The 11,778-nt window shown below is 66.0% G+C and carries 10 protein-coding genes; 4 read left to right on the top strand and 6 right to left on the bottom strand.

Going from position 1 to position 11,778, the window contains the following annotated elements:
* Position 1: 1 nt before the first annotated feature.
* Positions 2-997, top strand: a complete 996-nt coding sequence (locus HLH25_RS13155; RefSeq protein WP_182974500.1) for a hypothetical protein — start codon at positions 2-4, stop codon at positions 995-997.
* Positions 998-1,095: 98 nt separating this feature from the next.
* Here HLH25_RS13155 and HLH25_RS13160 read toward each other — a convergent pair whose 3' ends face one another.
* The 4 genes from HLH25_RS13160 to acnA form a co-directional block, all read right to left on the bottom strand.
* Entirely contained in the window at positions 1,096-1,983 is an 888-nt protein-coding gene (locus HLH25_RS13160; protein WP_182974501.1) for a LysR family transcriptional regulator, read from the bottom strand.
* Between the two features lie 114 nt (positions 1,984-2,097).
* Entirely contained in the window at positions 2,098-3,564 is a 1,467-nt protein-coding gene (locus HLH25_RS13165; RefSeq protein ID WP_220791814.1) for an ABC transporter substrate-binding protein/permease, read from the bottom strand.
* Positions 3,565-3,599: 35 nt separating this feature from the next.
* Positions 3,600-4,343, bottom strand: coding sequence for an amino acid ABC transporter ATP-binding protein (locus HLH25_RS13170; protein WP_259657243.1), 744 nt, complete (start codon positions 4,341-4,343; stop codon positions 3,600-3,602).
* Positions 4,344-4,419: 76 nt separating this feature from the next.
* Positions 4,420-7,086 (bottom strand): aconitate hydratase AcnA, encoded by a 2,667-nt coding sequence (acnA, locus tag HLH25_RS13175; RefSeq protein WP_182974503.1) that lies wholly within the window; start codon positions 7,084-7,086, stop codon positions 4,420-4,422.
* 222 nt (positions 7,087-7,308) lie between these two features.
* Here acnA and ccmA point away from each other — a divergent pair, with 222 nt between their 5' ends.
* Genes ccmA through HLH25_RS13190 form a run of 3 tightly spaced genes read left to right on the top strand, consistent with a single transcriptional unit; the run spans position 7,309 to position 9,875 of the window.
* Positions 7,309-7,983: a heme ABC exporter ATP-binding protein CcmA gene (gene ccmA / locus HLH25_RS13180; RefSeq protein WP_456305505.1), complete on the top strand. Its 675-nt coding sequence runs from the start codon at positions 7,309-7,311 to the stop codon at positions 7,981-7,983.
* An 11-nt stretch (positions 7,984-7,994) separates the two neighbouring features.
* On the top strand, positions 7,995-8,675 hold the full coding sequence (ccmB, locus tag HLH25_RS13185) for a heme exporter protein CcmB (protein ID WP_182974504.1): 681 nt from the start codon (positions 7,995-7,997) through the stop codon (positions 8,673-8,675).
* Positions 8,676-9,875 (top strand): acyltransferase family protein, encoded by a 1,200-nt coding sequence (locus HLH25_RS13190; protein ID WP_182974505.1) that lies wholly within the window; start codon positions 8,676-8,678, stop codon positions 9,873-9,875.
* Here HLH25_RS13190 and HLH25_RS13195 read toward each other — a convergent pair whose 3' ends face one another.
* Positions 9,876-10,199 (bottom strand): hypothetical protein, encoded by a 324-nt coding sequence (locus HLH25_RS13195; RefSeq protein WP_182974506.1) that lies wholly within the window; start codon positions 10,197-10,199, stop codon positions 9,876-9,878. It lies immediately after the preceding gene.
* Positions 10,200-10,399: 200 nt separating this feature from the next.
* Positions 10,400-11,530 carry a type III PLP-dependent enzyme gene (locus tag HLH25_RS13200; protein ID WP_182974507.1) on the bottom strand — a complete coding sequence of 377 codons (1,131 nt, stop codon included), beginning with the start codon at positions 11,528-11,530 and terminating at the stop codon, positions 10,400-10,402.
* Positions 11,531-11,778: the final 248 nt, after the last annotated feature.

An 11,778-nucleotide genomic window follows, 5' to 3' on the forward strand; every position in this document is an offset into this window, starting at 1 on the left:
AATGTCCGCAGCTTCCCGTCTCTGGCGCCGCGCGCCGATCTGGCGCGCGATGCTCTATTGCATCCCGCTCTTCACGGCGCTGTCGCTGCTGTATCCGCCGGCGTATCTGACGCGGATCGCGGCCCTGCGACCGATGTTCGATCGCATCAACCACACATTGGGCCGCACCCCGCCCCCGCTGGCGCAGGCCGCCGCACCCGACGCACCGCCCGACGCGCCCCCTCCCGCCCCGCCGGCGGAAGGCGCGCCCGACAATGGCCAGCAGACGGCGGGCGGCCCGCAACTGGCGGCCCCGCCCATCACCTCGGACCTCGGCGGCGCCATTCCCTTCGCCGGCCGTATCCTGCCCCTGCCCGCCGGCACCTGGCACCCGGTGCTGACGACGCAGAGCGGCCCGCATGGCGAACTGCTCAGCAACGTGCTGGTGCGTGCCGAAGGCGGCGTCGTGACCGGCGTGATCATCGCCCGCGCCAGCACGCAGTCCCTGCCGACCTCGACCGTCGATGCCATGAATAACGGCTGCCACGACGACCGGAACTACCTCTCGAAGATCGTCCCGTCGGATGCCAAGGTGATGGAATGCTGGTTCACCAGCCACGTCCAGATCGAGGGCCAGCCGCTGAGCGACAGCGTGGATATCCAGACCGCGTTCAATCGCCTGCACGTCCTGGGCTTCCCGATCCCGTACGTGATGCTGGTGGCCACCTGGAACTACGCCGAGGCCGCCGCCGATCGCGGCGCGAATATCGAGAACGTGACCATCCTGCTCAGCCCGGCCCGCAAGGGCACCATGACCCTGCCCGCCCCGCCGGAACAGTGGCTGAAACAGGAACTGCCCCAGCACCCAGGCGCCGAGCACTTCGTAAATGCCGCCAACAACTGGATGGAAGGCTGGACGACCATGCTGCGGCGCGGCTTCCACGGCGACCTCACCAACGGCAGCCCGGATCTGGTGCGCGCCAGCCGCGACCCCGCATCGGTCCTGCCGGGGGAATAAACGCGCCGTTCAGGAGCCTCAGAGCCTGCCCGCTCCAAGGCTCCTGAACGAATAAAAGTCTTTTTGCTTCTTTTTCTTCAGAAAAAGAAGACGCTCCCCTACCGAAGCACGTCCGAAATATCGATCAGGAAATCCAGCACCGTGCGCGTCCGCAGCGGCAGGGTGCGCGGCCCGGTATGCACGGCATAGAACGGCATTTCCGGCACGGTCCATTCCGGAAACAGGCGGATCAGCCGGTCGGCGGCGATATCTTCCCGCACCTGAAAGGCCGGCAGCAGACCGATCCCCAGCCCCGCGAGCGTGGCCCGATGCACCGCCTCGCTGCTGTTGGCGCGGAAGGGGCCGCTGGCGGCCACCACGCTTTCCTCGCCATTGCCTTCGAAATGCCAGTCATGGCGCGTGCCGCCATAGGTATAGGCAATGCAGGGATGGTTCAGCAGGTCGCGCGGATGAACGGGCGTGCCACGCCGGGCCAGATAATCGCCACTGGCCACCGCAATGCGTTTGACGGTGCCCAGGCGCCGGGCGATCAGCGACCCTTCCGCGATCTCGCCCACGCGCACGGCCAGGTCCAGCCCTTCCTCGACCAGGTCGCCGAACCCGTCGCGCATGATCAGTTCCACCGCCAGATCGGGATGCTTGTCCAGCAACTCGCCCATCCGCGCGGTCATGTACAGGCCGAACGCCGTGGTCACCCCCAGCCGCACCAGCCCGGAGACCGATGCCCGGCGACGCCCCAGCGCCGTTTCGGCGGTTTCCAGGATTTCCAGCACTTCATAGGCATGGGGCAGCAGGCTGCGCCCATCCTCGGTCATCATCAGGCTGCGCGTGGTCCGCGCGAACAGGGTGGCGCCATAATGCGCTTCCAGCAGCGCGATATGGCGCGAAATTGTTGGCTGACTGGCGCCGGTTTCCCGCGAAACAGCGGAAAACGAGCCGGTAGCAGCGACGCGAACAAAACTGTGCAGAGCGGATAGCAGATCCATGACCACATGATTTTCGGATTGTCTTCGACTGGTTTTCTTTAAGCTTCCAGCCATTTATGCACAACGTGACATAAAACACCGCCGACATGTGCCAGACGCATCAAGTCGCCGCGATCAGATATGCCCGCGCCGCTGGCGCCCGGTATGAAACCGCGCCTCGGCCATGCGGGCCAGCCGCACGAACGGCAGGCCCAGCAGCAGATACGCCACGCCGATCAGCAGGCCGGTGCCGAAATAATCGTAATAGGTCGAAGACAGCCGCACGTAGGTCTGGCTCAGTTCGGTCAGCGTGATCACGCTGACCAGCGAGGAGTCCTTGAGCAGCGAAATGAAATCGTTGGTCATCACCGGAATGACCATCCGCACCGCCTGCGGCACCACGACGAAGCGCAGCGCCTGGAAATGCGTCATGTTCAGCGCGATGGCGGCCTCGATCTGCCCGCGCGCCACCGATTGCAGCCCGGCGCGGTAATTCTCGGCCTCATACGCCGCATAATTCATCCCCAGCGCCAGCACGCCGGCCACGAAGGGCGACAGGCGCAGGCCGATCCCCGGCAGGGCATAGAAGATGAACAGGATCTGGATCAGCAGCGGCGTCCCGCGCACGATCTCCACATACAGCGTCGCCAGCGCCCCCAGCCAGCGCGGGCCGTAACGGCGCATCAGCGCCAGGGCCAACCCCAGCCCCACCGCCAGCACCATGGCGCAGGCCGACACCGCGAAGGTCAGCACCGCACCATGCAGCAGCAGCGGCAGAAAGCTGACATAGCGGTCGAAGCGCGCCCGCCAGCCCGTCGCGGGCGCGGTGGCGGCCCGGTAATGGTCCCAGGCATCGGGCGCGATATCGGGGGTCGTGGCATCGCCGGTCAGGGCGGCCATCGCGGGCGTCCATAATTTCCAGCGCGCCAGGATCCGGTGCAGTTCGCCGTCCCGCATCATGCCGTCCAGCGCCGCGTTCACCTGGTCGCGCAGCGCGGTATTGCCCTGGGCGAAGGCCACGCCATAGGCCACCTGCCCGATCGGCTCGCCCACCAGCTTCAGGTCCGGGTCCGGCGATCCGTAATAGAGCGCGATGGTGCCATCCAGCAGCACCGCATCCAGCCGCCCGTTCTTCAGGTCGGTATAGGCGTTGGTCTCTTCCTCGTACGCGCGGATGCGGATCGACGGGTCGGCCTGCAACATGCGCTCCGCCGTGGTGTCCTTCAGCGTGCCCACCACATGCCCGTGCAACGCCGCCAGCGTGTCCAGCCCCTGCTGGTCGCGGCGCACGGTGATGCGCTCGGTCGTCATGTAATAGGGGCGGCTGAACAGCACCCCCTGCTCATGTTCGGGCGTGATCTCGATTCCGTCGATCACCATGTCGTACAGCCCGCGTTGCAGGCCGGGGATCAACCCATCCCAATCGTTCTGCACAAACAGGGCCGGCCGGCCGAGCCGGCGGGCGATCGCCTGGGCGATCTCGTATTCGTACCCGGTCAGGCGCGACTGGTCGGCCGGATCGTGAAAGACGAACGGCACATTGGCTTCGGCATCCGACGCCCAGCGCAAGGGCGCGGCATGGCCGGCGACGGAGAAAACCATCGCCACCAGCGCCAGCAGCAGGCCCACCACGCCCTTCACAGCACGGACCTCAGAAACTTCCGGGTCCGCGGGTCCTGCGGGTCCACGAACAGCCGGTCGGGATCATCGGCCTCGACGATCTCGCCCCCATCCATGAACACCACCCGGTCGGACGCCGCGCGGGCAAAGCGCATGTCATGCGTCACCACCAGTTGGGTCATCCCCTCGTCATCCAGGGTGCGCATCACCGACAGCACCTCCTCGGCCAGTTCGGGATCGAGCGCCGAGGTCGGTTCGTCATACAGCATCACATCGGGGCGCATCGCCAGCGCCCGCGCAATGGCCGCGCGCTGCTGCTGCCCGCCCGACAGCGTGTCGGGATAGCGCGCGGCCATGGCGGACAGGCCCACCTTGTCCAGCAGGGCCAGCGCCTCGGCGCGCGCGGCCTCGGCCGGCACGCGCTTCACCTGCACGGGGGCCAGCATCACATTGTCCAGCACGGTGCGATGGGGAAACAGGTTGAAGGACTGGAACACCATGCCGACATGCGCGCGCAGGCGATGGGCGGCATCCTCTTCCTGGCGGGTCCAGCGTCCACCGGTGCGCGTAATCGTCACGCCGGCGATCTCCACCATCCCGGAATCGGGGATTTCAAGAAAATTGAGGCAGCGCAGGAAGGTCGATTTCCCGCAGCCCGACGGCCCGATGATCGAAACCAGCTCGCCCCGCGCCATATCCAGCGAGATGCCCCCCAGCACCGCATGGCCGTCAAAGACCTTGCGGATCTGATCGGCCCGCAGGACGGACCCAGCAAAAAACGCCGGCCCGGGTTTCCCCGGGCCGGCGCCAGACTCGTCAGACGGAAGAAAAGACCGTTCAGGCAGCTTCAGTCATCCCGCGCAACACATACTGCAGGATGCCACCATGCCGGTAATACTCGACCTCGTCCAGCGTATCGACGCGGCAGAGCAGCGGCACCGTTTCCTTGGTGCCGTCGGCACGGGTGATGTCCATGTCGATCGTCATCCGGGGAGTGATGGTCTCCAGCCCCCTGATGTCGATGATTTCGTCACCCTTCAGGTTCAGCGACTTGCGCGTCGTCCCATCCTTGAACAGCAGGGGCAGCACGCCCATGCCGACCAGGTTGGAGCGATGGATGCGCTCGAAGCTCTCGGCGATCACGGCGCGAACGCCCAGCAGCAGGGTGCCCTTCGCCGCCCAGTCGCGCGACGACCCCATGCCGTATTCCTTGCCGCCGAACACGACCAGGGGCACGCCCTCGGCCTTGTATTCCATCGCGACATCGTAGATCGAGCCTTCCTTCCCATCGGGGAAGTGCTTGGACAGGCCCCCTTCGGTGCCCGGCAGCATCTCGTTCTTGATGCGGATGTTCGCGAAGGTGCCACGGACCATGATGCGGTCGTTGCCCCGGCGCGAGCCGTAGGAGTTGAAATCCTTCGCCGAAACCTGGTGCTCTTTCAGATAGACACCGGCCGGCGAGATATGGTCGGTGGTGATGTTATCGCCCAGCAGCGCCAGCACGCGGGCACCCACGATGTCACCCTTCGGCTTGGGCTCCGGCGTGATGTCCTGGAAATACGGCGGGTCCTGCACGTAGGTCGAGGTCGGGTCCCACTTGTAGGTCTCCGAACCGGTCGCGACCTTCAGGGCCTGCCATTCCTTGGTGCCCTTGCCGATCTGGCTGTACCGCTTGATGAACTCTTCACGGTTGATCGAAGAGCCGATCAGGTCCGCGATCTCCTTGTTGGTCGGCCAGATGTCCTTCAGATAGACCGGCTTTCCGTCCTTGGAGGTGCCGAGCGACACGGTCGTGATGTCCTCGCGCATCGTGCCGAGCAGCGAGTACGCAACCACCAGCGGCGGGCTGGCCAGATAGTTGGCGCGCACGTTGGGCGAGATACGGCCTTCGAAGTTACGGTTGCCCGACAGCACCGAAACGGCGACCAGCTTGTTGCCCTCGATCGCATCGACGATATGCGGCTCCAGCGGGCCGGAATTGCCGATGCAGGTCGTGCAGCCATAGCCGACGGTGTTGAAGCCCAGCGCGTCGAGTTCTTCCGTCAGGCCGGCACGGTTCAGATAGTCGGTGACGACCTGCGAACCCGGCGCCAGCGACGTTTTCACCCAAGGCTTCGGCTTCAGGCCGAGCGCGCGCGCCTTCTTGGCCACCAGGCCGGCCGCGATCAGCACCGCCGGGTTGGAGGTGTTGGTGCAGGACGTGATCGCCGCGATCACCACGTCGCCATGGCCGATCTCGTAGTTCGTGCCGGCCACCTTGGCCTTCTTGTGCGCGTCGGCGGCGGGAACGCCCAGACCACCGGTCAGCTCGGTTTCGAACGCGCCGGTCGCATCCTTCAGCGTCACGCGGTCCTGCGGACGCTTCGGCCCGGCCAGCGACGGCACGACGGTCGAAAGCTCCAGCTCCAGCGTGTCGGTGAACACCGGCTCATGCGATTCCGCGGTGCGGAACATGCCCTGCGCCTTCAGATATTCTTCCGTCAGCTTGATGCGGTGTTCGTCACGGCCGGTCTGGCGCAGGTAATCCAGCGTCAGGTGATCGACCGGGAAGAAGCCGCAGGTCGCGCCATATTCCGGGGCCATGTTCGCGATCGTCGCACGGTCGGCCACCGGCAGGTGATCCAGCGCCGGGCCGAAGAATTCGACGAACTTGCCGACGACGCCCTTCTTGCGCAGCATCTGGGTAACGGTCAGCACCAGATCGGTCGCCGTCGCGCCCTCGGGCAGCTTGCCCGTCAGCTTGAAGCCGATGACATCGGGGATCAGCATCGCGATCGGCTGGCCCAGCATCGCGGCCTCGGCCTCGATCCCGCCCACGCCCCAGCCCAGCACGCCCAGGCCGTTGACCATCGTGGTGTGGCTGTCGGTGCCATACAGCGTGTCGGGATAGACGTAGCTCTTGCCGTCGACATCGGCCGTCCACGCGACCTGGGCGATATATTCCAGGTTCACCTGATGGCAGATGCCCGTGCCCGGCGGCACGACCGAGAAATTCTCGAACGCTTCCTGGCCCCAGCGCAGGAAGGCATAACGCTCGCCGTTCCGCTCGAACTCGATGGTGACGTTGTCCTGCAATGCCTCGGGCGTGCCGGCCACGTCCACCATCACCGAGTGGTCGATGACGAGGTTGACGGGCACCAGCGGGTTCACCTTCTGCGGGTCGCCCTTCAGCTTCAGGATACCGTCGCGCATCGCGGCCAGATCGACCACGGCGGGCACGCCGGTGAAGTCCTGCATCAGAATACGCGAGGGTTTGAACGGAACTTCCTTCGTGCTGCTGCCCGAGGGCAGCCAGCCGGCGATCGACTTCGCGTCCTCGACGCTGTACGACCGGCCATCCTCGAAACGCAGGATGTTTTCCAGCAGAACCTTGAGGCTGACCGGCAGGCGCTTCACATCGCCGATGGTCTTCTCAGCTTCCGGGATCGAGAAATAATGATAGGTCTTGCCGTCTACGTTCAGCGTGCGGCCTGTCTTGATTGAATCGTGCCCAACCGACTTCATTGGTTTTTCCTCCGTGGCGTCAGCGACGGATCATCCAATCGGGGCACGTTCTTCGCATATGAAGGCGGTGTGTTCCCTCTGGACAACCGGCTTGATCTCCCAACGGTCGTAGAACATACCCGGACGCGGTGACGACACAAGCTGACCCCGGTAACAAGAACGCGGGGGGGGGCGGGCCGTCGTCCCCCCGCCGCCGCCGCCCACAAGCCGAGGACGATCGCCATCCCTGCCTCCCGCCCCCCTGCCAGCCCGCTGCTGAATGTCGAAAATATCTCTGTTTTTCGGGGGGAAAGACTGGTTCTCGACGGGGTCGGCCTGCGCCTGGACGCCGGGGAGGCCCTGCTGCTGACCGGCCCGAACGGTGCAGGAAAGTCGACCCTGCTGCGCGTTCTCGCAGGATTGCGCAAACCGGAAGGCGGCCATGTCCTGTGGTCCGGGATCGACGCCCTGGCCGACCGCACCGCCCATGCCGAACGCGTAGCCTATCTGGGCCATCAGGACGCCCTGAAACCCGGCCTGACCCTGCGCGAGAACCTGGCCCTGCCCGCCCGCGCGGCCGGATCGAACCCCGAGCAGGCCATGGAATCGCTCGATCTTCTGCCCCTGGCCGACCTGCCGGCCCGCATGCTCTCGGCCGGGCAGAAGCGCCGCGCCGCCCTGGCGCGGGTGGTGCTGTCCCGTGCGCCGCTCTGGCTGCTCGACGAACCCAGCCTGGGGCTGGACACACGCTCCATCGGCCTGCTGGAAACCCTGTTCAAGACCCACCGCGAGGCTGGCGGAATCGTGATCGCGACCACCCACGTCCCCCTGCCCCTGCCCGACGCACGCACCCTGGCCCTCCCCGGCGCCATCGCCGTCGATGCCGCGGAAGAACTCGATATGGGGTCGTGGTCATGAAAGCCAGACCCATGCGCGCATCCATTCCCGCCCTGCTGGCGGCCGTCATCGGGCGCGACCTGCGTCTGGCGCTGCGCCACGGCGCCGACACGCTGGGGGCGGTGCTGTTCTTCATTCTCGCCGGCGCATTGTTCCCCCTCGCCCTCGGCCCGTCGCCGGACCTGCTGCGCCGCATGGCCCCCGGCATCGTCTGGGTCTGCGCCCTGCTGGCCGCATTGCTGCCGCTGGACCGCCTGTTCGGGTCGGAACTGGAAGACGGCTCGCTGGACCAGCTCATGCTGTCCGGCCTGCCGCCTGCCCTGGTGGCGCTGGCCAAGATGATCGCGCACTGGCTCACCACCGGCCTGCCGCTGCTGCTGGCCGCCGCCCCGCTGGCCATCATGCTGGGCCTGCCGCTGCCGGTCCTGCCGATCCTGCTGGGCGGCCTGGCGCTGGGCACCGCAATCCTGTCGCTGATCGGCGGCATGGCGGCGTCGATCGTGCTGGGCGCGCGCCGGGGCGGCGTGCTGCTGCCGTTGCTGGTGCTGCCGCTGGCCACCCCCGCCCTCATCTTCGGCGCGGCGGCGCTCGACGCCGCACAGACCGGCCTCTCCTGGCGGCCGGATCTGGAACTCCTGGGCGCCTTCCTCGCCGGCGCGCTCCCACTCTGCCCGCTGGCCGCCGGCGCCGGCCTGCGCGCCGCCGTCGAATAGATGACCAACGCCGCCGCCGGAACCGGCACGCTCGACGGCCGCAATCCCGGCATCGACCTCGTGCGCGGCGCGTCGATCCTCCTCGTCGTCTCGCACCACATGGCGCTGCGAATTCCCCTGGCGAAGACCGGCCTCGCCGGAATCGTCCCCCTGCCGCTCCTGCGCCTCTTCAGCTGGTTCGGCTACGAAGCCGTGTTCCTGTTCTTCGTCGTGTCGGGCTTCCTCGTCACCAGCCACACGATCCGGCGCTCGGGCTCCCTGTCCACGCTGGACCCGCGCGCCTTCTATGCCCGCAGGCTGGCCCGCATCGCACCCTGCCTGCTGGTCCTGGTCGCCATCCTCTCCGTGCTCGACCTGCTCGGCGTGCCCGACTACACCATCACCCGCGCCGACCAGACCCTGCCGCGCGCGATCGTCTCCGCCCTGACCATGCACCTGAACTGGTACGAAGGGCACACGGGCTACCTGCCGGGCGGCTGGGACGTATTATGGTCCCTGTCGATCGAGGAACTCTTCTATCTGGGCTTTCCAGCCCTCTGCCTCTGCCTGGCAAGCATCCCTCGCCTGCGCACAAGCCTGTTCGCGCTCCTCGCCCTGTCGCTGCCGTTCGCCCTCGACGCCCTGGCCAACGCTCCGGAGATCTGGCGGGAAAAGGCTTACCTGCCCGGACTCGCGGCCATCGCCACCGGTGTCTGCGCGGCGGTGACGGTCGCCGGCCGCCCCGCGCCGCGTGCGGGCATCGTCAACGCAACGGGCTGTTTCGCCCTCCTGGCGCTGCTGGCTGTTTTCCTTGGGGAACATGCACTCTGGAGCCTGCTGGGCAATATGACGATGCTGGTGCTGACCCTCGGCTGCGCCCTGCTGCTGGTCGCCTTCCAGTGGGGCTGGGGGCAACACCGCCTGATGCACGGCACACGATGGCTGCGCTCCTACGGCTTCATGAGCTACGAAATCTACCTGACCCACATGTTCGTGGTGTTCCCGCTCGTCGGCCTGTTCCACCTCAGCGGCGGCGCCATGCGCACAGGCTGGCTCTGGTTTCCGCCCGCCTTCGCCCTGTCCTGGCTGCTGGGACGGGCGACCGACAGGCTGGTCTCGACACCCGCCAATCGCCTGCTGCGCAGATGGCTTCAGGTCGGGGCGCCGCCCCGAACCCCGCCAAAGGGCATCGCCCTTTGGAAACCCAATCGTGATGCGTAATTACTGAATGCTGTCGCCCTCGCGCCGGCTGGTCCGCATAAGCCAGTCGATCTGATTACGGACCTTCAGCCAGAACAGAACATCGTCAGGCAGATCCTGATCCAGGCAGCGGGCGATATGACGCATCGTCACGCCGCGCGCGCCATCGCCACACACGACGATGAGAGAATGCGCCATCGCGCGAACGCTGACCTTTTCCCGCGCGCGCGCCTGCGATCTTTCCAGCATAGCTGCCTCGACCGTTGATGATGATCCACCTGAGGAAGAAACCGGCTGACCCATGGAAATGGATCGTTCCCGTGCGCGCGTCATGAGATCGTCCATACAAAACAGGACCTCTCCGGTCCTGCTTCCGCATACCGGCACGCTTGGGGTCAACCAGCGACCTATGCCAGAAAATCCCAGGAAGATGGTTTTATTATGACTGCCGACACCCCCCTGAACACAAAACCCGTCGCCAGAGGCGACGGGTTTCGCAAGGAGACTGCCCACCGAAGGCCCCCACGAAAGGGGGCCTGCCAACTTCAGATATAATGCTCGGTCAGCGGCGCGAAACCATTGAACCGGGTCGAGCAGTAGGTCGAGACATACGCCCCGGTCGACAGCAGTTCGATCCGGTCGCCCGACGCCAGATCCAGCGGCAGGGCGTAGGGCGCCTTTTCGTACATGATGTCCGCGCCGTCGCAGGTCGGGCCGGCAATCGCCACCCGCCCCGTCGCGCCACCATCATGCGGCGTGCGGATACCATAGCGGATCGACTCGCCCTCGGTCTCAGCCAGACCACCGAACCGGCCGATATCCAGATACACCCAGCGCGTATCGTCCTTCAGCCCGCGATTGGTCACCAGCACGACTTCCGACGACACCACCCCGGCATCGCCGACGATGAAGCGGCCCGGCTCGACGATCATTTCCGGCAGGTCATTGCCGAAATGCTCGGTCATCGCATGGCTGATCGCCAGCGCGAACCGGTCGATCTCCGGCACGTCCTCGCGGTAGCGGATCGGGAAGCCGCCGCCCAGATTGACCATGCGCAGGTTCAGCCCCGCCGAGGCCAGGTCGGTGAACAGCATGCCAACCCGCGCGATCGCGGCTTCATACGCATCGGTCGTCGTCTGCTGGCTGCCGACATGGAACGACAGGCCATACGGGTCCAGCCCCAGGTCGCGGGCGCGCAGCATCAGGTCGCGCGCGCTGTCCAGCGTGGTGCCGAACTTGCGCGACAGCGGCCATTCCGCACCCTCGTTCTCGACGATCAGGCGGCAATAGACGCGCGACCCCGGAGCATGGCGGGCCAGCTTCTCCAGTTCCTCGATGCAGTCGAAGGCATACATCGTCACACCGGCCGCATGGGCATTGGCGATCGCCGACACCTTCTTGACGGTATTGCCGAACGAGATGTCCCGCGCCTGCGCCCCGGCCTCGAGGCACATGCGGATCTCTTCCCACGACGCGGCATCGAAGGCCGAGCCCAGCGAGACCAGCCGGCGCAGAATCGCTTCCGCCGGATTGGCTTTCACGGCATAATAGATGCGCGCCAGCGGCAGCACATGCCGCAGCGAATGATAGCGCGCCTCGACGCGATCGACATCGACGACGAGGCAAGGCGTGGCGGGCGCATGCTCCGCCAGAAAATGGGCGATTTTGGGAGTCATCGCACCCAAATCCCTTCTGTGAAATCCATCCGGGACGAAAGCCGGACAGGTGTTGCGAAACGGTCTAACGGACCAGCGACCAGAACCGGGTTCCAAAGAACCCCCAATTGCCAGAACGCTTGACGTCGTTGCGTAACCTCAGAGGGCCAGTGGCACGTGCGTTGTTGCGTGGAGAGCGCATATGGGGGCAAAGCATTCGGCGCGCAACAGAAAAATCGTCCCCTCCGCATGTTTTTTCGTTAGGTAGT

This window comes from Gluconacetobacter dulcium, assembly GCF_014174165.1.
GTDB classification, from domain to species: Bacteria; Pseudomonadota; Alphaproteobacteria; order Acetobacterales; family Acetobacteraceae; genus Gluconacetobacter; species Gluconacetobacter dulcium.